We start from the raw sequence: 24,849 nt of genomic DNA on the forward strand, positions 1-24,849 counted from the left end.
GGAACGTCACTTCCCCGCGCGCGCCTTCAGATGGCGCTCCGCGAAGTCCAGTTCCAGCCGAACCTGCTTGATGCGCTCGTCGACGACCAGCGAGCCGTGCCCGGCCTCGTAGCGGTAGACCTCGTGGACCGCTTCACGGGCCTGGAGGCGCTTGACGTAGTTCTCGATCTGACGGATCGGGCAGCGCGGGTCGTTGACTCCGGCGGAGATGTAGACCGGCGCCTTGACCTGGTCGACGTACGTCAGCGGCGAGGACGCCTCGAAGCGCTCGGGGACCTCCTCCGGGGTGCCGCCGAGCAGCGTGCGGTCCATGGCCTTGAGGGCCTCCATCTCGTCGTGGTACGCGGTGACGTAGTCGGCCACCGGGACCGCGGCGATGCCCATCGTCCAGGCGTCGGGCTGGACGCCGAGGCCGAGGAGCGTGAGGTAGCCGCCCCAGGAGCCGCCGGTGAGGATCAGCCGGTCCGGATCCGCGAGCCCCGAGTCGGTCGCCCACTCCCGGACCGCCGCGATGTCCTCCAGCTCGATCAGGCCGACCCGGTGCTTCAGGGCGTCCGTCCAGGCCCGTCCGTAACCCGTCGAGCCGCGGTAGTTGACCCGGACGACCGCGTAGCCGTGGTCGACCCAGGCCGCCGGGCCCGCCGCGAACGAGTCGCTGTCGTGCCAGGTCGGGCCACCGTGGATGTCGAAGACGGTCGGCAGCGGCCCGGTGGCCCCCGCCGGCTTCTGCACGAGTGCGTGGATCCGGCCGCCGGGCCCCTCCACCCACACGTCCTCCACGGGCACCGAACCGGGCGACTTCATGCCCGGCGGGTCGAGCACCACACCGCCCGCCGTGGACCGCACGGACGACGGCTCGGCCGCCGACGACCACAGGTACTCCACACTGCCGTCCGGCCGGGCCGTCGCCCCCGAGACCGTGCCGGTCGGGGTCGGGACCTTCACCAGCTCGCGGGTGCCGAGGTCGTAGCGGAAGAGCTCGCCGCGCGCCTCGTGGCTGTGCCCGATCAGCAGGCCCGAGCCGTCCGGGTACCACTCGGCGCTCACGTCACCCGGCAGGTCCAGCGCCAGGTCGGTCTCCTCGCCCGTGGTCACGTCCCACACCAGCGGCTCCCACCGGCCGCGCCGCTGGTGCCCGATGAGCAGCCGCGCGTCCCCGTCGACCGGCGCGAAGCCCAGTACCTCGAGGCCCAGCTCGACCGTGCCGCCCTTGGTGTCGTCGAGCTCGGCGACCCGTGTGCCGTCGGGGCGCAGCACGCGCAGCGCCGAGTGCATGGCGTCGCCGTGCTCGGTGTGCTCGACGGCGATCAGCGAGCCGTCGCGGGACAGGTCGCCCACCCCCGCCGACTCCCGGTGCCGGTAGATCTCCACCGGCGCCTCGCCCGCGTACGCGAGATGGATCGTCGTCCCGTCCTCGTCGGTGGAGCGTCCCACCACCGCCGTCCGCCCGTCCCGGCCGAGCGCGAGGCCCGCGGGGTAGGACGGGTCGAGGCCCGGGACGGCCAGCTCGTCCTCGCCGCCCGTGAAGGGCTGGCGGCGCCACACGCCGAACTCGTCGCCGTCCTTGTCGTCGAACCACCAGATCCACGCGCCGTCCGGGGAGAGCAGGCCGTCCGTCGTGCCGTTCGGCCGGTTCGTCACCTGGCGCTGCTCACCCGTCGCGCGATCCCAGGCGTACAGCTCGTACGTCCCCGTCGCGTTGGACACGAACAGGGAGCGGTCGGGGGCGTCCTCCGCCCAGTCGGGCAGGGACACCCGCGGCGCCCGGAAGCGCTTCTCCCAGTTCGGCATGGCCTCGCGCCGCTCGGGCGAGGGGGACCCGTTGCTCTCAGTCATGACCCCATACTGCCCGCCCCGGACCGCATCCCGCTCCCGAGGTCCCCAGCCTGTGGATAACTTCGGGACCCCGCGGCCCGCGCCGCCCCGCTCCCCCCGTACCTTTGAGGGCGTGTACCGGTTTCTGCTGACGCCCCGATGGTGGGGGATCAACCTCTTCGTGCTGCTCGCCATCCCCTTCTGCGTCTTCATGGGGTCCTGGCAGCTGAGCCGGTTCGAGGCGCGGGTCGAGGATCATCGCAGCGCCGAGGAGCAGGCCTCCTCGGACGGGAAGCAGGCCGCCCGTCCGCTGGACGAGCTGCTGCCCGTCGACAAGGAGACCTCCGGCGACCCGACGACGGTCGACGGCCGGTACGGGGAGCAGTTGCTCGTCCCGGACCGCGAGCTGGACGGCGAGCGGGGCTACTACGTGCTGACCCTGCTGCGCACCGACGGCGGCAAGGCGCTGCCGGTGGTGCGGGGCTGGCTGCCCGGCGACCCCGGCTCGGCCGAGGTGCCCGCCCCGCCCCGGGGCGAGGTGACCGTCAGGGGTGCGCTCCAGGCCTCGGAGAACCCGGGCGAGAACGGCGTCAGCGCGCGGGCCGGACTGCCGGCCGGCCAGACCGGCGCGATCAGCTCCGCCTCGCTGGTGAACCTCGTGCCGTACGACTTCTACGACGCCTGGGTCACGCTCGACAAGGGCGACTCCGGGATGCGGGCCGTGCCGGTGAGCGCGGCCCCGGACACCGGGCTCGATCTCAAGGCCTTCCAGAACCTCGGGTACACCGGCGAATGGTTCGTCTTCGCCGGGTTCGTGGTGTTCATGTGGTTCCGGTTGTTCCGCCGTGAGGTGGAGTTCCAGCGCGACGCCGAGATGGGGCTCCTGGCCGCGGACACCCCGCCCGACGGCGCGCCGGACCCGGGGCGGGCGACCTCCTCGGACGCCTACGAGACCGACAGCACGCCGGTGCGGTAGACCGTCCCCGCGCACGCGTTCGGCACCGTCGCCGACACCGTGGGCGACCCGGCCTCCGCCGTGTAGGAGACGACGACGCTTCCGTCCTGCGTACCGACCTCGGTCATGAGCTGCGTCGACGTGCCCGTGTCGCCGCCGGTCGAGCTGCCCGACGTCGTGGTGCCGGGGTCGTCCGTGGGCGTCGGGTCGGGCGAGGGGCCGCCGGTCTCGCCGCCGTTGTCACCGCCGGGGTCGGCCGGACAGGTCTCCGAGGGCACCCAGGCGAACCGCACCTCGTATGCGGCGCCGGGGGCCAGCACCAGCTGCGGGACCTCCAGGGCCGGGTCGGGCAGGCCGGCCGCCGCGTCGCCCGTCGTGTGCGCGGCGACGCTGATCTTGGTGGCGTCCGCCGCACCCTGTGCCAGCGGGGTCACCGCGCCGGCGCCTCCGACCGTGCAGCCGGCGGCGGAGACGTTGGTGATCCGGAACGTGCCGTAGACCGCGCCCGCGGTGTCGGCGACCGCGGCCGTCGCGGTGGCCGAGCCGAGCTGGGCCGCCGTGCAGACGGGGTCCGTGACCGCGCTGGTGGCCGACGGGTAGACGCCGTCGGTGCTGTCGTCGACGACGCCGCTGCTCGGGCTGGCGCCGGTGCGCTTGTCGTCCTTCTCGGGGCTGTCCTGGCCCTTGTCCCGGTCCGTGCCCGTGGACCCGCCCGAGGTGCCGCCGGTGCCCTCGGTGCTGCCGCCCTCGCTCGCGCCGCCCTGCGCCTGCGCGCCGTGGCCGGCGATCGAGGGGTTGGCGTCGGGGCCGGTGGAGCCGGAGACGTGGACGAGCGCGGGGACGGCGGTGCACACGAAGAGCGCCGCCGCCGCCATGCCGACGGCGGCCTGCCGCTTGCGCGCCCGGCGGGCGGGCACCGCCCGCCGCAGATGGTCGAGCGTGCCGTCGCGCGGCTCGATCTCGTGCACCGCCTGATGCAGCATCCTGCGCAGTGCCAGCTCGTCCGAGTCGAGCCCGTCGGGGCTCTGGTCGTCGAGGCCGTGGTTCACAGTTCCGTTCCCAGCGTGCGGTTGCTTCGGCTCCTGCTCGTGCGCCTCTGCGGGCTCGGGCAAGATATCGGACGAGGAGTCGTCGGACGCCTCACGCGCCCGACCCCACCGCGCGGGCTCCCCCCGCTCACGAGGCTTCCCGGTCATGCCGGCGCCTCCATGGCTATCCGCAGCGCGGCGATGCCGCGGGAGCCGTACGCCTTCACCGAGCCCAGCGAGATGCCGAGCGTCTCGGCGACCTGGGCCTCGGTCATGTCCGCGAAGTAGCGCAGGACCAGGACCTCGCGCTGCCGGCGCTGCAGCCCCTTCATCGCCTTGATGAGGGAGTCGCGCTCCAGCTGGTCGTAGGCCCCTTCCTCGGCGCTCGCCATGTCCGGCATCGGCTTGGAGAGCAGCTTCAGGCCGAGGATGCGGCGGCGCAGCGCGGAGCGCGAGAGGTTCACGACCGTCTGGCGCAGATAGGCGAGCGTCTTCTCGGGGTCGCGGACGCGTTTGCGGGCGGAGTGGACGCGGATGAAGGCCTCCTGGACGACGTCCTCGCAGGAGGCCGTGTCGTCGAGGAGGAGCGCGGCGAGACCGAGCAGCGACCGGTAGTGCGTGCGGTAGGTCTCGGTGAGGTGGTCGACGGTGGTGCCGGCCGCCGCGGCGTCTTCGGCTCCGTCACGCTGACCGGGGATGCGGGCGGGCCGCGCTGCGGGCATGGGCGCGATCACCGGCATGCCGCCGGGCGTGCCGGGCATACGGGTGCGTACGGGCCGCCTGGGCGGCCGTAGGGCCGTGCCGCCGGCCACCGCGGGGAAGTCGAGTACCTCTGCCACGCCAGTTGGACACGTTCACCCCCGTCAGGGTTGTACGTGCCGGACGTCACTCTTGTTCTCGCGTCAGGCAGCACGACTGACGGTGACCCATATGCCCTCATGCGCCCCGCTCTTCCCCTATGTCCCATACGAGCGGACGTCCCCACGCCCACTCACCGGCGTCCCCACGCCTCGGATCAAACGCATCCCACAGCCCAGGAAGGGCGACGGCATAGACGCTCCCCGGCCTCCGCACGGTTGCGGAGGCCGGGGAGGAAAATCCTTACGTTGATCCTACAAATAGATCAGGACATCGCGAGGGGCAATTTTCCCTCACCTCATCTCGGCGGCCACCAGCTCCGCGATCTGGGCGGTGTTCAGCGCGGCCCCCTTGCGCAGGTTGTCCCCGCACACGAAGAGCTCCAGCGCGGTCGGGTCGTCCAGCGCCCGGCGGACCCGCCCGACCCACGTCGGATCGGTGCCCACCACGTCGGCGGGGGTCGGGAACTCGCCGGCCGCCGGATCGTCGCACAGGACCACGCCCGGCGCGGTGGCGAGGATCTCGCGCGCCCGGTCCACCGTCACCTCGTCCTGGAAGCGGGCGTGCACGGTCAGCGAGTGCGCGGTCACCACCGGCACCCGCACACAGGTGACGGCGACGGGCAGCCGCGGCAGGCCGAGGATCTTGCGGGACTCGTCCCGCACCTTCATCTCCTCCGAGGACCAGCCGTCCTCCCGCACCGACCCCGCCCAGGGCACGACGTTCAGCGCGACCGGCTCCGGGAACGGCCCGGTGCTGTCCCCCACCGCCCGCCGTACGTCGCCGGGGTGGGTCCCCAGCTCCGTGCCGGCCACCAGGGCCAGCTGCCGGCGCAGCGTCTCGACGCCCGCCCGCCCGGCGCCGCTCACGGCCTGGTACGACGAGACCACGAGCTCGCGCAGGCCGAACTCGGCGTGCAGGGCGCCGAGGGCGACGATCATGGACAGCGTGGTGCAGTTCGGGTTGGCGAGGATGCCGCGCGGCCGGGAGCGCACCGTGTGCGGATTGACCTCCGGCACGACCAGCGGCACGTCCGGGTCCATCCGGAAGGCGGCGGAGTTGTCCACGACCACCACGCCCTTGGCGGCGGCGATCGGCGCCCAGTGCGCGGCGACCTCGTCCGGGACGTCGAACATGGCGATGTCGACCCCGTCGAAGGCCTCCTCGGACAGGGCCACCACCTCGACCTCCTCGCCGCGCACGGCCAGCTTGCGGCCGGCCGAGCGCGGCGAGGCGACGAGACGGATCTCACCCCAGATGTCCGCGTGCTGGGACAGGATCTGGAGCATGACCGTGCCGACGGCTCCGGTCGCCCCCACGACCGCGAGCGTCGGTCGTCCGGTCATCGGCCGGTGCCCCCATAGACCACGGCCTCGTCGCTGTCGGAGTCGAGTCCGAAGGCGGTGTGCACGGCGCGCACGGCCTCGGCGACGTCGTCGGCGCGGGTGACGACCGAGATGCGGATCTCGGAGGTCGAGATCAGCTCGATGTTGACCCCGGCGTCGCTGAGCGCCTCGAAGAAGGCCGCCGTGACACCCGGGTTGGTCTTCATCCCGGCGCCCACGAGCGAGATCTTGCCGATCTGGTCGTCGTAGCGCAGCGAGTCGAAGCCGATGCCCGGCTTGTTCTTCTCCAGCGCGTCGATGGCCTTGCGGCCCTCGGTCTTCGGCAGCGTGAAGGAGATGTCGGTCAGCCCCGTGGAGGCGGCGGACACGTTCTGCACGACCATGTCGATGTTGATCTCGGCATCGGCGATCGTGCGGAAGATCGCGGCGGCCTCGCCCGGCTTGTCCGGCACGCCGACGACCGTGACCTTGGCCTCGGAGGTGTCGTGCGCGACACCGGAGATGATGGCCTGCTCCACGTGCTCTTCCCCTTGCTCGATCGGCTCGCTGCTGACCCACGTGCCCTGCAGACCGCTGAAGCTGGAGCGGACGTGGATCGGGATGTTGTAGCGGCGGGCGTACTCCACGCAGCGGTGGAGCAGCACCTTCGACCCGGACGCCGCCAGTTCGAGCATGTCCTCGAAGGAGATCCAGTCGATCTTCCGGGCCTTCTTCACCACCCGCGGGTCGGCGGTGAACACACCGTCGACGTCCGTGTAGATCTCGCAGACCTCGGCGTCCAGCGCGGCGGCCAGCGCGACGGCGGTGGTGTCGGAGCCGCCGCGGCCCAGCGTGGTGATGTCCTTGGTGTCCTGGCTGACACCCTGGAAACCGGCAACGATGGCGATGTTGCCCTCGTTCAGCGAGTCCCGGATCCGGCCCGGCGTGACATCGATGATGCGGGCTTTGTTGTGGACCGAGTCGGTGATGACACCTGCCTGGCTGCCGGTGAAGGACTGGGCCGAGTGGCCCAGGTTTTTGATCGCCATGGCCAGCAGGGCCATGGAGATCCGCTCTCCGGCCGTCAGCAGCATGTCGAGCTCGCGGCCGGCAGGAATCGGGGATACCTGCTCGGCGAGATCGATCAGCTCGTCCGTCGTGTCGCCCATCGCGGAAACCACGGCCACCACCTGGTGGCCGTTCTTCTTGGCTTCCACGATCCGCTTGGCGACGCGCTTGATGCCCTCGGCATCGGCTACGGAGGAGCCTCCGTACTTCTGCACGACAAGGCCCACGTGCGCTCCTCGCTCAGTCCGTCGTGTTTTCCGCAGTCCACAGATACGCATATGCACTGCGGTCGGCTCAGTCTAACGAGCGGCCGAAAATCACCTTCGCGATATCGCATGGTGAGATCTCGCCGCCCGCTCCGGAGAGGCACATGCCCGCAAGGGCCCGAGGCCACTCGGAAAAGTGCCCCGCATCACAAAGAACACTCTTACCGGACGCCCTGAATTAACTTTCAAGCACCGCGCGCTACTTCACCCGCACGCCCAGGGGGCCCGCGATCTCCTGCTGCATGACCTTGCCCGCCTCGATCTCCAGGGTGTCGTCGCCCAGGCCCTGGTCGGTGTCCAGGCCGTCCAGTTCCGCCAGGGGCTGGTCGAGGCGGACGTGGATGAGGACCGACTGCAGGGCGCGCAGGGTGGCCGAGGCCGTGGGGCCCCAGTTGGAGAAGTAGGAGAACTGCCACCACCACAGCGCCTCCGTGGTGCGGCCGGTGCGGTAGTGGGCCATGCCGTGGCGCAGGTCGGTGATGATGTCGGCCAGGTCGTCGGAGATCCGGGCGGGGACGGGGGCCTCGCGGGGCTCGTAGGGGTCGAACACCTCGGAGTAGACGTCGATCGGCTCCAGCAACCGGGCCAGGTTCTCCCGGAGTTCGTCCACGTCGGGCTCGGGTCCGGAGTCGGGCTCGTAGCGCTCGTCCGGGACGATGTCCTCGTGCGCGCCCAGACGGCCGCCCGCCAGCAGGAGCTGCGAGACCTCCAGCAGGAGGAAGGGGACGGCCGAGGCCGGCTCGTCGCCCCTGGCCACCTCGGTGACGGCTACCAGAAAGCTCTCTACCTGGTCCGCGATCTGGACCGCGAAGTCGTCCGGGTCCCGCGTCGTGGAGTGCAGCGTGGCGTCAGACATCTAGGAGTCGTCTCCCCTCGAAGGCGCGGCCGAGGGTCACCTCGTCCGCGTATTCCAGGTCGCCGCCCACTGGGAGGCCGCTGGCCAGGCGGGTGACCTTCAGGCCCATGGGCTTGATCATGCGGGCGAGGTACGTGGCCGTGGCCTCGCCTTCGAGATTCGGGTCCGTGGCCAGGATCAGCTCGGTCACCGTGCCGTCGGCCAGGCGGGCCAGCAGTTCTCGTATCCGCAAGTCGTCCGGGCCGACGCCCTCGATGGGGCTGATGGCGCCGCCGAGCACGTGGTACCGGCCGCGGAACTCCCGCGTGCGCTCGATGGCGACGACGTCCTTGGGCTCCTCGACCACGCAGATCACCGCCAGGTCGCGGCGGCTGTCACGGCAGATCCCGCACAGCTCCTCCTGCGCGACGTTCCCGCAGGTGGCGCAGAAGCGGACCTTCGCCTTGACCTCCAGGAGGGCGTGCGCGAGCCGGCGGACGTCCGTCGGCTCGGCCTGCAGCACATGGAAGGCGATCCGCTGGGCACTCTTGGGACCGACGCCGGGAAGCCGCCCCAGTTCGTCGATGAGGTCCTGGACCACGCCTTCGTACACGGACTGCCGCCCCTCTCCATGTTGTTCGTACGTACGGTAGTTTCCCGCGGCCCGTCTTAGAAGGGCAGTCCGGGAATACCACCGCCGCCGAGTCCCTGGGCCAGCGGGCCCAACTTCTGCTGCTGAAGGGTCTGGGCGTTCTCGTTGGCCGCGTGCACGGCCGCCACGATCAGGTCGGCGAGGGTCTCGGTGTCCTCCGGGTCCACCGCCTTCGGGTCGATCCGCAGGGCGCGCAGCTCACCGGCGCCGGTCACCGTGGCCTGCACCAGACCGCCGCCCGCCTGTCCGTCGACCTCGGTCTGGGCCAGTTCCTCCTGCGCCTTCGCCAGGTCCTGCTGCATCTTCTGGGCCTGCTGCAGCAGCTGCTGCATGTTGGGCTGGCCACCACCGGGGATCACGATCAGCTCCTCTTCCGGGGCTCACGAGCACGGGATTTTCCCGCTCAGCACGAGCCTACGTGGTCCACGCGGCCGTCGCCCCAGCACTCTTTCGAGTGAGAGGACTGCATTTCCTATACCTGATCAAGGCCCACTTCCGGGCGGAAAACAGGGGAAAGCAGGCCCTCCGCCACCCATTGGGCGGTAGGAAGGGTCACGGCGCATCGGCGTCACCATCAGGCGGGATGTCGTGGCGACGCGCGCGCTGTCACGATGTGTCACGCACCGTGATCAGTTGTGGTCGATAGGGAGTGCCGGGTGGGTCAGCCGGAGATGCAGCCCGAGGGTCCGCCTCAGGACGGGCGGGGCGAGGGTGCGGCCGAGCTGCGGCCGGGCGATCTGGTCGGGCGGTCGTTCCCGCTCGGGGACTGGGCGGAGCCCGCCCTGCGCCTGGACGAGCTGTACCGCTGGGTGGAGCGCGGGGCCCTGGACACGGCGGCCTGGTACCTGGCCGACCGGGTCTGGAAGCGGCGGCAGGCCCGGGGCTTGCGGTGCGGGGCGGCGGTGGGCGCCGTGACCGGGGCCGCGCTGCCGTTCCTCGACCTGACCGGCGTGGTGGGCGGGGTGGCGCCCTGGGGGTATCTGGCGCTGCTGCTCGGGGTGTCCTGCGTGGCGGTGGACCGGTACTTCGGGGTGACGTCCGGGTGGATGCGGGACGTGGCGACCGCGCAGGCCGTGCAACGCAGGTTGCAGGCCTTGCAGTTCGACTGGGCCGCGGAGAGCGTGCGGGAGGTGCTGGGGCCCACCGAGGGGACGGCGGGTGAGGCGGCCGAGCGGTGCCTGGGGGTGCTGCGGAGGTTTTCGGAGGACGTCACGGAGCTGGTGCGCACGGAGACGACGGACTGGATGGGCGAGTTCCGCTCCGGGCCGGCGCTCGGTATCCAGTCGGCCCTGGCCTCGGGAGGCCGGCCCGAGGGAACGGGCGGGCACGGCAGGTTCCCGTTGCCCCCGGGAGCGGGTGCCCGCCCCAACATGCCCCGCCAACGCCCGCCCGAGCCCCGCTGACCGCCCCACCCCACCGGCCTCCGCCACGGTCACCACCACGTATGGCCACCTGTCCTGGCCAGGCCGCGCGGCGTACGCCCCCCGGCCCCGCCGAGCCGGACCGACGGGCACCCGCACGGGCGAGCGCCGCGGAACTCAGGAGCCCCGCTTGACGCGCCCCGCCACGGCGGCCGGGCAGAGGGGTGCGCCGGTCCGTCCGCCGGCGCGTCCGCGGCAACCCGCGGGGGCACCTCGCCGCCGGATGCGACCACCCGCGTGCTCGAATGCGCGCCCCTGGAACCCGCGAGACCTGCGCGAGGAGGCACTCGCCGCACCCCGCCGCAGCACCGAGCACACGACCGCCGTGGAGGCCGGGCACCCCGTGCCCGGACGTGCCGGCCCCGAAGCGGCGAAGCTCACCCGCACAGGGACGGGTCGCGCAGGCACGGCAGGTGGCCCTTGTCCCGGATGACGTCCTGGCTGGTGGACTCGTCGACGTAGGCGAGGAAGCTGGCCGCGAGGGAGCCGGGACGGGGCGTGCCGTAGGTGTAGGCGTACTCGACGTCCTTGTACGGGTAGCGGCTGCCGCCCAGCTCGATCTGCCGGTCGTCGGGCCGGTCGCCGCCCAGGGGCACCCTGTTGACGTCGTCGCCCCGCTCCCTGGCGAGGCTGAGTTCGCTGTAGCCGATGGCGCCGGGCTGTTCGGCGACCTTGTCCAGCACGGCCCGGGTCGAACCGAGTTCGCAACGCGTGACGGTGTCACCGGCCCGCGCGGGCGGCCGGCAGTCCAGGGACGTGCTGGGCGCCCGCTCCCAGCCGCGCAGCACCCGGTCCTGGAAGATCTGCCGCGTACCCGACTCGTCCCCTCGGCTGACCAGGACGATCGGCAGGTCGGCGATCTCCTGCACACCGGGGACGACCTGCCCCCAACGCTGGTAGCGCCCCGCGTAGATGTCCCGCACCTCCTCCAGGGACAGTCCGTGCGCCCCGAGTTCGACGTCCTTGTGGACGACGAGGGTGAACACGGAGAGCGCGACCCCCTCCCCCGTCAGGTTCCAGCGCTCACCCATCGGGCCGTCGGAGAAGGCGATCACCGACCGCGCGGCGTTCTTGGACTGCCCGCCCAGCTCGGCGAGCGCCGCGACGCCGTCCTCGCTGCCGCGCGCCTCGACGGCGATGTCGGCGCCCTCGCACTTGTTCTCGTACTGCTTGGCGAGCGTGCTGACGACGGGCTCGAAGGCGGTCGAGCCCGTCACCCGCAGCTCGCCCTGCTCGCACTCGATCGGGTTGCCGTCGCGCAGCACGATGATGCCGGCGAGGAGGATCAGGGCGAGGGTGAGCGCGGCGCTGAGCAGCCGGGCCGGGGGACTGAACGTGCGCTGCTTCTCGTCCGGCTTGGGAGCGCTGTTGCGGTGGACCTTGCCGTCCCGCAGGCCCCCGATCAGCCGGACCTCCCCTTCCGCCGGCCCGCCGGAGAGCAGCACGAGGAGCTTGAAGTGGTCGCCCGGGTTCAGCGGCACCCGGGGGATGGTCACGGCGCCGCCGACGTGCTCGAAGCCGTTGGCGTTCGTGAAATGGCTGCTGATGTGGTCGATGCCGGACGGCTGGGTCACCGCGACGGCCTGGACCGTGCGTCCCGTGAACTCGGCGGTCAGGCCGTGGACCTCGGACGAGGTGTAGTCGTTGTCGGCGACGCTCTGGGAGCCGTCGTTCTCGATGCGCAGCAGCACCAGCGAGGCGTCGGCCATGTTGTCCACGTCGAAGTCGCCGAGGCGGGGGTTGGACGAGCCGTCGCCTATGGGGCTGTCCATCTGCACGCGGTAGCCGATCAGCTTGCGGCGCGGCACCCGGCGGTCGTAGAGGAACATCACGATCGGCACGAGGAGGCCCAGGACGGACGTGCCGATGGCGATGACGTTCTCGACGTTCACCACTGGTCTTCCCCCGCCACTCCCGGAACTCAGATGGTGGGGTCACCGTACGTCTGTCCGAACCGCACGTCAGGGCCCTCCCGGCAATGTTCGCCGGGCGTTCAACTTCCCCACGGAACCCGAGACTTCTCCCCTCCCGGGGCCCGTCACCCGCGCCGGTACGTCAGCGTCTCCCCGGTGCTCCCGTTCACACGCCGCAGGGTGCCGTCCGGCTGGAGGGTGATCTCGGTGGCCGCGCCCGGTGTGCAGGCGGTGGGCGGTTCCCCGACCGTGACCGTGGACGGGCCGACCCGCACGGGGCCGTCGGCGCCCGGCTGCTCCGCCAACTCCGCCTCGAAGAGGCAGTGGTAGCTGCCGCCGCCCTCGGCGGGGCCGTCCGCCACGAGGGACAGGACGGTGTCGCCGACCTCGCCCTGCTGGACGGTCAGTTGCCGGGTGTGCTGTCCGCTCGCGTTGTCGATGGTGGTCGTCCAGGTGCCGAGGTAGCCGGCGGGTATCCCCCCGTCGGCGGGCGTGGAGGGGGCCGGGGACGAGGGCTCGGGCGTGGACGGCTCGGGGTCCGTCGGGCCGGAGGAGGTGACGGGCGCGGTGGCGGTGGCGGTGGGATCGGCCTGCGTGCCCTCGCTGCCGTCCATCAGCGCGTACACCGTCCCGCCGGCGGCGAGCGCGACGACCACGGCCATCGCGACCAGCGCGACGGTGGTGCGGCCGCTCCTGCGGGACTCCACGGGGGTGCCGGCGGGCTCGGTGCCGTAGGGCGGGGTGGTGCCGGGTCCTCCGCCGTAAGGGCCGTTCGGATGACCAGCACTGCCGTAGGGGCCGTGCGGCTGACCACCGTTGCCGTAAGGGCCGTTCGGCAGGCCGCCGTCGCCGTAGGGGCCCGCGTGGTGCGGGGCGCCCGCGTACGGGCCGCCGGCCGGCGCACCGCCGTTCTGCGGGCCGTACACCGGGACGTACGGCGGTGGCGGTCCCGCGGCCGGTGCCGAGCCCGGGCCCTGGGGCTGCTGGGGATGGCCGTGCCCCTGCTGCGCAGAGCCGTACGCCGGGTGCGGCGGAGCCGTCGGCGCGGTGCCCTGGGCGGCGGCCTGCGTGGGCAGCCGGTCCAGCGACCGCGGTCCCGCGTCCTGCGCCGTGGCCGCCGGCGCCGCCTCGTCGGCGGCGGGCGCGTGCTCGGGTGAGGCGGCCCGGTCGGCGTCCGCGCCGTCGGCCGCCTCCGGGTCCTCCGAGTCCAACAACTGCACCGCGTGTCGCCCGAGTTGGGCGACCAGCGCGCTCGGCAGCCAGGGGTCACGGGAGCGCCCGTCCGCCACGGTGTCCTCCGCGCCTGTGCGGCGCAGGACGTCGTCCAACGAGGGCCGGGCCTCCGGCTCCTTGCGCAGGCAGTGGCGTACCAGGTCGGCGAGTCCCTCGGGCACGCCGTCCAGGTCGGGCTCCTCCTGGGCGATACGGAACATCAGGGCGTGCACCCCGCTGTCGGCGCCGCCGAAGGGGAGGTGGCCGGTGGCCGCGTAGGCGAGCACGGAGCCGAGGCAGAACACGTCGCAGGCGGGCGTGACGCGGTCGCCGCGCACCTGCTCGGGCGCCATGAAGCCGGGCGAGCCGACGAGCGCGCCGGTCCGGGTCAGTCCGCCGTCGGTCACCGTCTCCATCGCCCGCGCGATCCCGAAGTCGATGACCCGGGGGCCGTCGATGGTGACGAGCACGTTGGACGGCTTGAGGTCCCGGTGCACGATCCCGGTGGCGTGGATGTCCTGGAGCGCGTGCGCGAGCCCCGCCGCCATGATCCGTACCGAACGCTCGGGCAGCGCCCCGTGGTCCCGCCCGACGACCTGCTGAAGGCTCGGGCCCGCGACATAGCCGGTGGCCACCCACGGCACGGCCGCCTCGGTGTCGGCGTCGAGCACCGGCGCCGTCCAGTGACCGCCGACCTGCCGCGCCGCCCGCACCTCCTGGCGGAACCTCGCGCGGAACTCCTCCTGCGCGGCGAGCTCACCGCGCACCAGCTTGACCGCGACGGTCCGCCCCCGGTCCGAACGCGCCAGATACACCCGCCCCATACCGCCGGCACCGAGCCGCGCCAGCAGCCGGTAGGCACCGATCCGCGGTGGATCCCCAGGCTCCAGTCTGTCCACGGAGAACCCCTCCCCCCATCCACCCCTGTGCGTTGACCGAAGAATAATGCGGCGACACAGGGAGACGGCGGGTCCGCTTTCCACGGTTCCGTAACGGGTTCCGTGACCGGTTCCGGTGCGGTGCCGGCGCGGGTCAGGGGGCGGGATCCGGCGCCGATCCGGCGTCGGCCGTCGGCATCCCCACCTCGTCGAGGACCCGCGACAGCCGCTCCAGCACCCGTAGCGTCTCCTCGAACTCCTCGTCGCCCAGCGCCCGGGCCAGCCGGTCCGCGAACTCGGCGTGCCCGGGGTCGATGCGGCGCACCGCCGCGAAGCCCGCCGCGGTGGGGGCGAGGAGCTTGGCGCGGCGATGGGCGGGGTTGGGGCGGTATTCGGCCAGGCCCCCTTCGACCAGCAGGTCGGCGACGCGCTGGACGCTCTGCCGGGTGATGCCCATGGCCCGGGCGATCCCGGCGACGGGCAGCGGCTCGGGCAGCACCGCGCCGAGCACCTGCCACCGGGCCGCCGTCAGTCCGGCCGGGCCTGCCAGTTCCTCCGCGACCGCGAGGAACTGGCCGCTCAGCCGGAAGACGCCGAGCGCGCCCCGGCTGAGCAGGTCCTGCCGCCGGCTCACCGCGTCCCCGCCTGTTCGAGGACGGCGTAGGCCTCGGCGTCGGAGTCGTGGAACAGCCGGTACCAGGCGTCCAGGACCTCCCCCTCGTACACGCCGAGCAGCCCGAGGACCTCCCGTGCGAAGGCGACCGGCTCGGTCGGCCCGGCGGTGATCAGACCGCGGTCGGTGACCGCGTCGGCGTCGACGTACCGTTCGCCGCCCCGGTAGCCGGTCGCGGCCAGGTAGAAGGAGATCGCGCTGGTGTGGTCCCGGTCGTCGAGCAGGCCCTCGCGGGCGAGTCCGGCGGTGGCCCCGCAGATCGCGGCGACGGGCACCCCGGCGGCCAGGAAGGCCCGCGCCGTGCGGGCGAAGGGGGCGAGGTCGTCCCCCGTGTCCCAGAGGTCGGCGCCCGGGAGGATCAGCAGCGAGCTGTCCTCGGGCCGCACCTCGTCCAGGGCGAGGTCGGGCCGGACCCGCAGTCCGCCGAGGGTGGTGACCGGGCCGGTGGTGAGGGCGACTGTGCGGATCTCGTGGCCGGCGCGGGCGAGATACGCGGTGGCGTGGCCCGTCTCCCAGTCGGCGAGGGTGTCGTACACGGCCAGGTGGACGGGCTTGCGGCTGCTGTTCATGGCTCCTCCTCGGGTCGTGCGGCGCTGGGCTATGACAGGATGCTGTCACTCATGACAGCATCCTGTCAATGGTTGACGGTCGGCCCCGCTCCGGCGCGCACCACCTGGCGCGTATCACCCGGCCGCCGTCGACAATCTGTCGCGGATTGGGCGAGACCGCAGACAGGACGCCGATGTCGCGTCCGCATCCCGGACATTTACCCTCGGCGGCATGACCCCTCAGCCCACTCCCGCCACCGGCGCCGCCGTGAAGGCCGCGGACCGCGCGCACGTGTTCCACTCCTGGTCCGCACAGGAGCTCATCGACCCGCTCGCCGTCGCCGGTGCGGAGGGGTCGTACTTCTGGGACTTCGACGGCAACCGCTACCTCGACTTCACCAGCGGCCTCGTCTACACCAACATCGGCTACCAGCACCCGAAGGTCGTCGCCGCGATCCAGGAACAGGCCGCGACCCTGTCCACCTTCGCGCCCGCCTTCGCCGTCGAAGCCCGCTCCGAGGCCGCCCGGCTGATAGCCGAGCGCACGCCCGGCGACCTCGACAAGATCTTCTTCACCAACGGCGGCGCCGACGCCGTCGAGCACGCGGTGCGGATGGCACGGCTGCACACCGGCCGGCCGAAGGTGCTCTCGGCGTACCGCTCGTACCACGGCGGCACCCAGCAGGCCGTGAACCTCACCGGCGACCCGCGCCGCTGGGCCAACGACAGCGGCACCTCCGGCGTCGTGCGCTTCTGGGCGCCCTTCCTGTACCGCTCCCGCTTCTACGCCGAGACCGAGGAGCAGGAATGCGCCCGGGCGCTGGAGCACCTGGAGACCACGATCGCCTTCGAGGGCCCGGCGACGATCGCCGCGATCGTCCTGGAGACGATCCCGGGCACCGCGGGGATCATGGTGCCGCCGCCCGGATACCTGGCCGGCGTCCGCGCGCTGTGCGACAAGTACGGCATCGTCTTCGTCCTCGACGAGGTGATGGCGGGCTTCGGGCGCACCGGCGAGTGGTTCGCGGCGGACCTCTTCGGCGTCGTGCCGGACCTGATGACCTTCGCCAAGGGCGTGAACTCCGGCTACGTGCCGCTCGGCGGCGTCGCCATCTCCGCGGAGATCGCCGCGACCTTCGGCAAGCGGCCCTACCCGGGCGGACTGACCTACTCCGGCCATCCCCTCGCCTGCGCCGCCGCCGTCGCCACGATCAACGTGATGGCCGAGGAGGGCGTCGTCGAGAACGCGGCGCGGCTCGGCGCCGACGTCGTCGGCCCGGCGCTGCGCGAGCTGGCCGAGCGGCACCCGAGCGTGGGCGAGGTGCGCGGCACCGGCATGTTCTGGGCCCTGGAGCTGGTGCGGAACAAGGAGACCCGCGAGCCGCTGGTGCCGTACAACGCGACCGGTGAGGCGGGCGCGCCGATGGCCGCGTTCGCGGCGGCGGCCAAGGCGGGCGGGGTGTGGCCGTTCGTGAACATGAACCGCACCCACGTCGTGCCGCCGTGCAACGTGACCGAGGCCGAACTGAAGGAAGGGCTGGCGGCGCTGGACGCGGCCCTGTCGGTGGCCGACGAGCACACCGAGTAACCACCTCCCGGCATCCGAGCGCGTATGGTGGCGTGCTCGTGGGCCCGTACCACGAGCACGCCACCCGTACGTGACGAGGAGACCGTCCGACCATGCCCGGCAACGGCGCCGTGACCCGCAGCACCCTGCGGCAGCAGATCGCGGACGCGCTACGCGACGAGGTGCTGGCCGGGCGGCTCCAGCCGGGACAGGAGTTCACGGTCAAGGAGATCGCCGACCAGTACGGGGTCTCCGCGACGCCGGTCCGCGAGGCGCTGGTCGACCTGTCCGCGCAGGGCCTCCTCGACGCGCTCCAGCACCGGGGCTTCCGGGTGCGCGAGTACTCCTACGCCGACTTCCGCGGGCTGGTCGAGGCGCGCAGCCTGGTCATAGACGGCATGTTCCACGCCCTGGAGAAGGGCCTCGGCGGCCCGCCGCGGTTCCAGGACCCCGGCGACCCGTACACGGCGGCCGCCCTCGCGGGCGTACGGCGGCGCGGCGACGAGGCACAACGCGCCGCTGCCGCCGGTGACCTCACCGTGCTGATCGGCTACGACCTGCGCTTCTGGCGGGAGTTGGGCAGCCTGTTCGGCAACCCCTACCTGGTGGACTTCCTGCACCGGCTGCGCGTGCAGTCGTGGGTGTGCGCCGTGCAGCATCTGCGCCGGCTGCCCGATCTGCGCGGCCGGCTGTGGGCCGACCACACCGAACTGATCGACGCGCTCTCCCGGCGCGACATCGACGCCGCACGCTCCATCGTCGCCGCGCACAACGCGCACGCGCTGGCTCTCGTCGAGCGGCTGGCCAACGGCTGACGTGGGTATGGGACCTGCACACGGGGCCCCACCCGGCAGTGCACGGATTACTCTTCTCCGACCGACGTGCCATGCGCTGCCCGTGACGACACCCCGCGCCGCCCGCGTGATGAGGAGCCCTCTTTTGGCCTGTGACCTGTGGCTGGTACCGCTCGTCGACGTGTTGTGCCACACGCCCGACAACCCGTTCGCCGAGGAACTCGCGCAATACAACAAGGTGCTCGCCGAGGCCGGGCTGCCGCCGGTGCCGGTGTACCAGTACATGCCGGGCCTGTCCGGCGAGGTCGCCCCGGTGGCCGGCTTCGACTACGACGCGCTGCACTTCCTGCGCCGCGCCTACCTTCTGCAGGTGTGCGGCCTGCCGGTGGCGCCGGTCGACGACCTGGGCGGCGACTACGAGCAGCTCCTCGAGATGTTCGAGACCACGGCCCAGCAGTCCCACCTGGTCTGGCACTACGACCACGCGGGCGCGTACGTCCCCGTCGACTTCCCGCACCCGCTCTCGGACGACGAGCTCCTCGCGGGCGGCGGCCCGTTGGGCTCCTCGCAGGCGCTGCTGCGCGAGCTGGAGCTCGTGGCCCCGTCGATCGGCATCGACCCGGCCAACCCGCCGGCCGCCCCCCAACCTCCCTCAGCTCCCACGGAGTTGGAGGAGCCCGCCGTTCCCGCCCCGTACGACCCGAGCCCGTTCGCCCGCGAGCGCCACGTCTGGCTCGGCCTGCACGCGGCGACGACACGGAGCCTGGCGCAGGGTTCGATGATCGTCTTCAGCTGAGGGGCACCCGCGCCCCGAAAAGCCGGTCAGGCCCGGCCGACCAGCGTGATCACGGGCGGCCACAGCACCTGGGAGGCCATCAGCAGGGACGGCCCGAGGTGCACCGGGCACACCCGCAGGGGCGCCCGGTGATGCCGCCCGACCTCGAAGACGGCGGGGTCCGCGCACTCCGACCCCGCCGCGTCGCCGCCCTCCCCGCCGTACGGGCCACGGCACGGCACGCTTCCGTGGTTGCTCATACGCCGATTGCACCGCCCCCGCACGCCACGCGCCCGCCGGACGCACCCGGAGGGCGTAACGACGGGCGTGCGGGGACGACCTACCGGACGGCGGGCTGGAGGAACGAGTTGATCTCGATCGTCTCGTCCCGGCCCGGGCCGACGCCGATCGCGGAGATCGGGGCGCCGGACATCTCCTCCAGCGCCTTGACGTAGGCCTGCGCGTTCTTCGGCAGGTCGCCGAAGGTCTTGGCCTTGCTGATGTCCTCGGACCAGCCGGGCAGCATCTCGTAGACCGGCTTCGCGTGGTGGAAGTCCGTCTGCGAGTACGGCAGCTCCTCGACGCGCCGGCCGTCGATCTCGTAGGCCACGCAGACCGGGATCTGCTCCCAGCCGGTGAGCACGTCGAGCTTGGTGAGGAAGAAGTCCGTCAGACCGTTGACCCGGGTCGCGTAGCGGGCGATCACCGCGTCGAACCAGCCGCAGCGGCGGTCCCGGCCGGTGGTCACGCCACGCTCGCCGCCGATGCGGCGCAGCGCCTCGCCGTCCTCGTCGAAGAGCTCCGTCGGGAACGGGCCCGCGCCGACGCGGGTCGTGTAGGCCTTGAGGATGCCGATGACACGGCTGATCTTCGTGGGGCCGACGCCTGCGCCCGTGCAGGCACCGCCTGCCGTCGGGTTCGACGAGGTCACGAAGGGGTACGTGCCGTGGTCGATGTCCAGGAGGGTGCCCTGGCCGCCCTCGAACAGGACGACCTTGTCGTCCTCCAGGGCCTGGTTCAGGACCAGGACGGTGTCGGCGACGTACGGCGCGAGCTTGTCCGCGTAACCGAGCAGTTCCTCGACGACCTGGCCGACGGCGATCGCACGGCGGTTGTAGAGCTTGGTGAGGATCTGGTTCTTGACGTCGAGCGCCGCCTCCACCTTCTGGGTGAGGATCGACTCGTCGTACAGGTCCTGGACCCGGATGCCGACGCGGTTGATCTTGTCCGCGTACGTCGGGCCGATGCCGCGGCCCGTCGTGCCGATCTTGCGCTTTCCGAGGAAGCGTTCCGTCACCTTGTCGACCGTCACGTTGTACGGCGTGATCACATGCGCGTTACCGCTGATCAGGAGCTTGGACGTGTCGACGCCACGCTCGTTCAGTCCGCTCAGCTCGGAGAGCAGGACAGACGGGTCGACGACGACGCCGTTGCCGATGACCGGCGTACAGCCGGGGGACAGGATTCCGGAAGGGAGGAGGTGCAGTGCGTACTTCTGGTCGCCGACGACGACCGTGTGACCGGCGTTGTTGCCGCCCTGGTAACGCACCACGTAGTCGACCGAACCGCCTAGCAGGTCCGTCGCCTTTCCCTTGCCTTCGTCACCCCACTGAGCACCGAGCAGCACAAGTGCGGGCACGCGCGTACACCCCTTCCGGGCGGGGCATGTCCAACGTCAGGGGCGAACGCGGTGGGTCGTGCCGCCGCGTGCCCCGCGGCCGTCGTTGGCCGCGACCGTCGGACCGGATGCCCCGGAATAGACGAAGCCCCTGGCGCAATAGCGCAAGGGGCTCTTGCACAAAGATGCTACCCGAGGAAGCGAGGCATGACCGAGGTGGCGACTTCTCCGACGTCCGATCAGCTGCTGGTGATCATCGATTCGGTCGCTCGGAGGACCGACGGGGAGTCCGTCCGCATCGCGAAAGACGTGCTCAGCGCGGGTGCGTCGGCCAAGGTGTGCCTGCCGGACGGCCCGGAGGAATTCGCCCGGGCGCTGGCCCGTCGGGGCTCCCGGCGGCCGGTGGTGATCGGTGACGACCGCGCCCTGGTGCGCGCGGTGGCCCTGTTGCACCGGCAGCGGGAGCTGGCCGGAAGTGTGCTGTCGCTCGTCCCCGTGGGACCCGCCCTCGGTCTCGCCACGGCACTGGGGGTGCCGGTGAGCACGGTGTCGGCGGCACGGGCCGTGCTGGAGGGGGCCGAACGCCGCCTGGACCTGCTCGTCGACGACAGCGACGGGGTGGTGCTGGGGGCGCTGCGGATCCCGCCGGTACCGCTCGGCGAGGGCGGCACCGTCCCGGCGCGGACGCCCTGGCTGCGGACCTGCCAGTCCCTCGTACGCACCCTCGTGGCGGCCCGCCCGGTGCGCTCGCCGTCGGTGCCCCCGCCCGGACCGGCGCGGCTGCGGGTCGAGGTCGACGGGGTGACGCTGGTCGATCTGGACCAGCCGGTCGAGGCCGTCTCTGTCGCCCCGGACGGCTCCGGCGCCGCGGAGATCGAGGTGCGCCCGCTGTCGCTGGGCGCGGAGGCCACCCCGCTGCGGGCGGAGGGGCGGACCGTGACCGTGTCGGGGGCGGACTTCCGCTACCGCTCGGACGCGGGCGTGAGCGGACCGGTGCGGACCAGGACGTGGCGGGTGCGTGAGGGGGCCTGGGGGCTGACGTTGCCCGGGAGGTGAGCGGGAGGCGAGGTCAGCGCCGGCCGAAGAGCTCCTCCCGGTGCGCCCGCCAGCGTTCCATGAGCGCGTCCAGCTCCCCTTCGAGGTACTCGAAGAAGGCGAGGGTCTCCGCGAGCCGGCGGCCCGCGGGCGTGTCGGCGCCGAGGGTGTCGACACCGTCGCGCAGGGCGTCCTCCCAGCGCTTGAGCACCGCCTCACGGTTGGTGAGCGCCTCGTACCACTGGTCGCCGTGCACCCGGTACCGCTCCCGGCGCGAACCGGGCTCCCGCTCGCGCGAGACCATGTGGACCTGGGCGAGGTAGCGCACCGCTCCGGAGACCGCGGCCGGTGAGATCCGCAGCTGGTCGCCGAGTTCGGCAGAGGTCAGGGACCCGGCGTCGGCGGCGAGCAGGGCGGCGAAGACGCGCGCGGGCATCCTCGGCATGCCGGCCTCCACGAGCTGCGCCGCGAAGTGCTCGACGAAACGGGAGACGGTCGCGGGGTCCCGCCGATCCGCCGCGCCCGCTCCCGCGCTCTGGCTCGGTTCCGTCATCGCTGCATCATCTCCCCTGCTCAGCGCCCACCCTTGAGTGTACCGACGATTTATACGCTTCCTTAACTTCACAAATTTCTGAAGGAAGCGTACGTTCTGAATCATGACCAAGGCAATCACCGTCTCCGGCCTGCACAAGTCGTTCGGCCGGACCCATGCGCTCGACGGCCTCGACCTGGACGTCGAGTCCGGTGAGGTACACGGCTTCCTCGGCCCGAACGGCTCCGGCAAGTCCACGACCATCCGCGTCCTGCTAGGCCTGCTGCGCGCCGACTCCGGCGCCGCCCAGCTGCTCGGCCGCGACCCCTGGGCGGACGCCGTCGCGCTGCACCGCCGCATCGCCTACGTCCCCGGCGACGTCACCCTGTGGCGCAACCTCTCCGGCGGTGAGGTCATCGACCTCTACGGCCGTCTGCGCGGCGGCCTCGACAAGCGGCGCCGCGCCGAACTGGTCGAGCGGTTCGAACTCGACCCGACCAGGAAGGGCCGCACCTACTCCAAGGGCAACCGGCAGAAGGTCGCCCTCGTCGCCGCCTTCGCCTCGGACGTCGACCTGCTGATCCTCGACGAACCGACCTCGGGACTCGACCCGCTGATGGAGGAGGTCTTCCAGCGCTGCGTCGCCGAGGAGCGGGAACGCGGCCGGACGATCCTGCTGTCCTCCCACATCCTCAGCGAGGTCGAGGAGTTGTGCGACCGCGTCAGCATCATCCGCAAGGGCCGCACGGTGGAGACGGGTTCGCTCGCCGACCTGCGCCATCTGACCCGCACCAGTGTGACCGCCGAGCTGGCCGGGCCGCCCGACGGGCTGACCCGCCTGCCCGGCGTGCACGACCTCGACGTCCAGGGCCACCGCGTCCGGCTCCAGGTCGACACCGACAAGTTGAACGACGTCCTCAAGTCCCTCAGCGCCACCGGCGTGCGGTCCCTGACCTCGACGCCGCCCACCCTGGAGGAGCTGTTCCTGCGGCACTACCAGGAGGAGACCGGCGGGACGGACGGCGAGGGCACGCTGGACACGGTGGACGAGGTGGCCGCGCGATGACCGCCACGACCTACGCCGCACGGGGCACCGGATCCCGTCAACTCGCCGGAACCGGGACCCTGTTGCGCTTCGCACTGCGCCGCGACCGGGCCATGGTCCCGATCTGGGTCGGCGTGAACGCCCTGATGGTGCTGTCCATGCCGAGCACACTCAAGGGCCTGTACGGCACCGCCGCCGAACGCGCCGACCTGCTCGGGCAGATGGCCACCAACGCCTCGCTGCGCGCCATGATCGGCCCGGTCTTCGGCGACTCCCTCGGCGCGCTGACCGCGTGGCGCGTCGGTGTGTACGCGGGTGCGCTCGCGGCGGTGATGAGCCTGCTGATCGTCGTACGGCACACCCGGGACGAGGAGGAGAGCGGCCGGCAGGAGATGATCTCGGCCGGGGCGGTCGGCCGACGGGCCCCGCTGACGGCCGCCCTCCTGACGGCGGCGGTCGCCTGCGCCGTGCTGGCGCTGGTGGTCGCGGGGGGTCTGGCGGCTCACGGCGCGGGCGGCGCGCTGGCCCTCGGCCTCGGGATCGCGGGCGTCGGCATGGTCTTCGCGACGGCGGCGGCGATCGTCGCCCAGTTCACGGAGAGCGCCCGGCTGGCCCGCGGGCTGACGGCCGGGCTGCTGGGCGCGGCCTTCGTGCTGCGCGCGGCGGGCGACTCGGCGACGGACGACGGGTCCTCGGTGCTGACGTGGGTCTCGCCGATCGGCTGGCTGGAGAACCTGCGGCCGTTCGCGCACGAACGGTGGTGGGTGCTGCTGCTGTTCGCCGGCGTGACGGCCGCGCAGGCGGCGGTGGCGTACGGGCTCGCCGGGCGGCGCGACGTCGGCATGGGCTTCCTGCCCAGCCGGCCGGGGCCCGCACAGGGACGCCTCGGCACGGCCGCGGCCCTGGCCTGGCGGTTGCAGCGGGGCGGTGTGCTCGGCTGGAGCGTCGGCTTCCTCCTCGCCGGGGTCGTGTACGGCGGGATGACCGAGGGCGCGGCCGACCTGGTCGGCGAGAACGACAACGCCCGCGAGATCTTCCAGCGGATGGGCGGCCAGTCCGGCCTGACGGACGCGTTTCTGGCGGCGATGGTGGGGATGCTCGGCCTGGTCGCCGCGCTCTACGTCGTCGCGTCGGTGCTCCGGCTGCACGGCGAGGAGACCGCGGGGCGCGCGGAGCCGGTGCTGGCGAACGCGGTCGGGCGCCTGCGCTGGGCGGCGGGCCATCTGGCGGTGGCGTTCGGCGGCTCGGTACTGCTCATGCTACTGGCCGGTGCGGGCCTCGCGGCCGGCTACGGCAGGGACTTCGGCCCTGTCCTCGGCGCCTGCCTGGCACAGCTCCCCGCGATCTGGGTGATCGGCGGTGTGGCGGTGCTCCTGCACGGGTGCTCCCCGCGACTGGCGCCCGCCGCGTGGGGCATCGCCGGGGCCGTGCTGCTCATCGGCTGGGTCGGTCCGGCCCTGGACGTCCCCCAGGCGGTGCTGGACCTCTCGCCCTTCGGCCACCTCCCCAAGCTGCCGGGCGGCGAGATGCGGTGGGCCCCCGTGCTGCTGCTGACCGGGCTGGCGGCGCTGCTGGTCGGAACGGGGCTGGCCGGGCTGCGCCGCCGGAACATGGTCAGCTCCTGACCCGGCCCTCGCCCGGAGCGGCCCGGCCCCACCCGGGCCGCGCCGGGCGTCATGGGGGCGGTCTCACTCGACGAGCAGCAGGGTGGCGGCGGCGAAGAGGACCGCCCAGACGGTCAGCGTCACACCGACACAGCGGATGCGCAGAGCGCGGTAGCGGTGCTCGTACTCGCCCCGCAGCGACAGGCACCGGGCCTGGACGCGTTCCAGGTCGCCCCGGGCCCGCAGCAGCGCGTCGGCCACGTAGCGCTGCTGGATCTCCGCGCGCTGGGACGTGGTGAGCCACTCCAGCGGGAGCAGGAACTCATCCGCCCGCCGTTCCGCTTCCGCGACCCTGGCCTGCCAGAGCAGGTATCCCTCCACCTGGTTGGCGAGCTTGCCCTCTGTGTCCGGTCCGGGTGGCTCTCGCACGTG

24 protein-coding genes are annotated in these 24,849 nt (G+C 72.4%); 8 read left to right on the forward strand and 16 right to left on the reverse strand.

Annotated elements, in window-relative coordinates:
- Window positions 1-6 precede the first annotated feature (6 nt).
- A complete protein-coding gene (locus ACZ7LV_RS26170; protein ID WP_471942668.1) occupies window positions 7-1,836 on the reverse strand; it encodes a S9 family peptidase in 1,830 nt (609 codons plus the stop codon).
- A gap of 112 nt (window positions 1,837-1,948) precedes the next feature.
- On the opposite strand from ACZ7LV_RS26170, the gene ACZ7LV_RS26175 reads away from it, so the two are divergent.
- Window positions 1,949-2,791, forward strand: a complete 843-nt coding sequence (locus ACZ7LV_RS26175; RefSeq protein WP_471942670.1) for an SURF1 family protein — start codon at window positions 1,949-1,951, stop codon at window positions 2,789-2,791.
- Here ACZ7LV_RS26175 and ACZ7LV_RS26180 read toward each other — a convergent pair.
- From ACZ7LV_RS26180 to ACZ7LV_RS26210, 7 genes are all read right to left on the reverse strand, one after another.
- Window positions 2,761-3,819: a hypothetical protein gene (locus tag ACZ7LV_RS26180; protein ID WP_471942672.1), complete on the reverse strand. Its 1,059-nt coding sequence runs from the start codon at window positions 3,817-3,819 to the stop codon at window positions 2,761-2,763. The genes ACZ7LV_RS26175 and ACZ7LV_RS26180 overlap by 31 nt on opposite strands.
- 143 nt (window positions 3,820-3,962) lie before the next feature.
- The gene (locus tag ACZ7LV_RS26185; protein ID WP_401675831.1) at window positions 3,963-4,559 is read right to left on the reverse strand and encodes a SigE family RNA polymerase sigma factor; all 597 of its coding nucleotides are present in this window, start codon (window positions 4,557-4,559) and stop codon (window positions 3,963-3,965) included.
- A gap of 390 nt (window positions 4,560-4,949) precedes the next feature.
- Window positions 4,950-6,002 (reverse strand): aspartate-semialdehyde dehydrogenase, encoded by a 1,053-nt coding sequence (locus ACZ7LV_RS26190; RefSeq protein WP_471942674.1) that lies wholly within the window; start codon window positions 6,000-6,002, stop codon window positions 4,950-4,952.
- A complete protein-coding gene (locus tag ACZ7LV_RS26195; RefSeq protein ID WP_385379982.1) occupies window positions 5,999-7,276 on the reverse strand; it encodes an aspartate kinase in 1,278 nt (425 codons plus the stop codon). Before ACZ7LV_RS26195 ends, ACZ7LV_RS26190 begins: the two co-directional genes overlap by 4 nt.
- Window positions 7,277-7,514: 238 nt before the next feature.
- Window positions 7,515-8,171 carry a DUF5063 domain-containing protein gene (locus ACZ7LV_RS26200; protein WP_471942676.1) on the reverse strand — a complete coding sequence of 219 codons (657 nt, stop codon included), beginning with the start codon at window positions 8,169-8,171 and terminating at the stop codon, window positions 7,515-7,517.
- On the reverse strand, window positions 8,164-8,763 hold the full coding sequence (recR, locus tag ACZ7LV_RS26205) for a recombination mediator RecR (protein WP_365452088.1): 600 nt from the start codon (window positions 8,761-8,763) through the stop codon (window positions 8,164-8,166). The genes ACZ7LV_RS26200 and recR overlap by 8 nt, the downstream gene beginning before the upstream one ends.
- A 56-nt stretch (window positions 8,764-8,819) precedes the next feature.
- Window positions 8,820-9,161, reverse strand: a complete 342-nt coding sequence (locus ACZ7LV_RS26210; protein WP_141310988.1) for a YbaB/EbfC family nucleoid-associated protein — start codon at window positions 9,159-9,161, stop codon at window positions 8,820-8,822.
- 297 nt (window positions 9,162-9,458) lie between these two features.
- Between ACZ7LV_RS26210 and ACZ7LV_RS26215 the strand changes: the two genes are divergently transcribed.
- Complete coding sequence (locus ACZ7LV_RS26215) at window positions 9,459-10,205, forward strand: SLATT domain-containing protein (protein ID WP_471942678.1); 747 nt, start codon at window positions 9,459-9,461, stop codon at window positions 10,203-10,205.
- Window positions 10,206-10,600: 395 nt separating this feature from the next.
- Here ACZ7LV_RS26215 and ACZ7LV_RS26220 read toward each other — a convergent pair whose 3' ends face one another.
- The 4 genes from ACZ7LV_RS26220 to ACZ7LV_RS26235 form a co-directional block, all read right to left on the reverse strand.
- A complete protein-coding gene (locus ACZ7LV_RS26220; RefSeq protein WP_471942680.1) occupies window positions 10,601-12,115 on the reverse strand; it encodes a substrate-binding domain-containing protein in 1,515 nt (504 codons plus the stop codon).
- 146 nt (window positions 12,116-12,261) lie between these two features.
- The gene (locus tag ACZ7LV_RS26225; protein ID WP_471942681.1) at window positions 12,262-14,247 is read right to left on the reverse strand and encodes a serine/threonine-protein kinase; all 1,986 of its coding nucleotides are present in this window, start codon (window positions 14,245-14,247) and stop codon (window positions 12,262-12,264) included.
- A gap of 133 nt (window positions 14,248-14,380) precedes the next feature.
- A complete protein-coding gene (locus tag ACZ7LV_RS26230; protein ID WP_471942683.1) occupies window positions 14,381-14,860 on the reverse strand; it encodes a MarR family winged helix-turn-helix transcriptional regulator in 480 nt (159 codons plus the stop codon).
- A complete protein-coding gene (locus ACZ7LV_RS26235; RefSeq protein ID WP_471942685.1) occupies window positions 14,857-15,468 on the reverse strand; it encodes a type 1 glutamine amidotransferase family protein in 612 nt (203 codons plus the stop codon). Before ACZ7LV_RS26235 ends, ACZ7LV_RS26230 begins: the two co-directional genes overlap by 4 nt.
- 211 nt (window positions 15,469-15,679) lie before the next feature.
- Between ACZ7LV_RS26235 and ACZ7LV_RS26240 the strand changes: the two genes are divergently transcribed.
- The 3 genes from ACZ7LV_RS26240 (at window position 15,680) to ACZ7LV_RS26250 (ending at window position 18,604) form a co-directional block, all read left to right on the forward strand.
- Window positions 15,680-17,035, forward strand: coding sequence for an aminotransferase class III-fold pyridoxal phosphate-dependent enzyme (locus tag ACZ7LV_RS26240; RefSeq protein ID WP_471942687.1), 1,356 nt, complete (start codon window positions 15,680-15,682; stop codon window positions 17,033-17,035).
- A gap of 92 nt (window positions 17,036-17,127) precedes the next feature.
- Window positions 17,128-17,829 carry a GntR family transcriptional regulator gene (locus ACZ7LV_RS26245; protein ID WP_471942688.1) on the forward strand — a complete coding sequence of 234 codons (702 nt, stop codon included), beginning with the start codon at window positions 17,128-17,130 and terminating at the stop codon, window positions 17,827-17,829.
- A 124-nt stretch (window positions 17,830-17,953) separates the two neighbouring features.
- Window positions 17,954-18,604, forward strand: a complete 651-nt coding sequence (locus ACZ7LV_RS26250; protein ID WP_471942690.1) for a hypothetical protein — start codon at window positions 17,954-17,956, stop codon at window positions 18,602-18,604.
- A 26-nt stretch (window positions 18,605-18,630) separates the two neighbouring features.
- On the opposite strand, the gene ACZ7LV_RS26255 is transcribed toward ACZ7LV_RS26250, so the two are convergent.
- Both ACZ7LV_RS26255 and ACZ7LV_RS26260 read right to left on the reverse strand, forming a co-directional pair.
- Complete coding sequence (locus ACZ7LV_RS26255; protein WP_471942692.1) at window positions 18,631-18,843, reverse strand: hypothetical protein; 213 nt, start codon at window positions 18,841-18,843, stop codon at window positions 18,631-18,633.
- Window positions 18,844-18,923: 80 nt separating this feature from the next.
- A complete protein-coding gene (locus tag ACZ7LV_RS26260; RefSeq protein ID WP_471942693.1) occupies window positions 18,924-20,222 on the reverse strand; it encodes an adenylosuccinate synthase in 1,299 nt (432 codons plus the stop codon).
- Between the two features lie 186 nt (window positions 20,223-20,408).
- Here ACZ7LV_RS26260 and ACZ7LV_RS26265 point away from each other — a divergent pair, with 186 nt between their 5' ends.
- Window positions 20,409-21,257 (forward strand): diacylglycerol kinase, encoded by an 849-nt coding sequence (locus tag ACZ7LV_RS26265; protein WP_471942695.1) that lies wholly within the window; start codon window positions 20,409-20,411, stop codon window positions 21,255-21,257.
- A 13-nt stretch (window positions 21,258-21,270) separates the two neighbouring features.
- On the opposite strand, the gene ACZ7LV_RS26270 is transcribed toward ACZ7LV_RS26265, so the two are convergent.
- Complete coding sequence (locus tag ACZ7LV_RS26270) at window positions 21,271-21,789, reverse strand: GbsR/MarR family transcriptional regulator (RefSeq protein WP_471942696.1); 519 nt, start codon at window positions 21,787-21,789, stop codon at window positions 21,271-21,273.
- 103 nt (window positions 21,790-21,892) lie between these two features.
- Here ACZ7LV_RS26270 and ACZ7LV_RS26275 point away from each other — a divergent pair, with 103 nt between their 5' ends.
- Together ACZ7LV_RS26275 and ACZ7LV_RS26280 are read left to right on the forward strand one after the other, a co-directional pair.
- On the forward strand, window positions 21,893-22,834 hold the full coding sequence (locus ACZ7LV_RS26275) for an ABC transporter ATP-binding protein (RefSeq protein ID WP_471942697.1): 942 nt from the start codon (window positions 21,893-21,895) through the stop codon (window positions 22,832-22,834).
- Window positions 22,831-24,438: an ABC transporter permease gene (locus tag ACZ7LV_RS26280; protein ID WP_471942698.1), complete on the forward strand. Its 1,608-nt coding sequence runs from the start codon at window positions 22,831-22,833 to the stop codon at window positions 24,436-24,438. Before ACZ7LV_RS26275 ends, ACZ7LV_RS26280 begins: the two co-directional genes overlap by 4 nt.
- Before the next feature lie 63 nt (window positions 24,439-24,501).
- Here ACZ7LV_RS26280 and ACZ7LV_RS26285 read toward each other — a convergent pair whose 3' ends face one another.
- Window positions 24,502-24,846, reverse strand: coding sequence for a cytochrome C oxidase subunit I (locus tag ACZ7LV_RS26285; protein ID WP_471942699.1), 345 nt, complete (start codon window positions 24,844-24,846; stop codon window positions 24,502-24,504).
- Window positions 24,847-24,849 lie beyond the last annotated feature (3 nt).

The sequence above is a fragment of the Streptomyces sp. NPDC107562 genome, from assembly GCF_055657325.1.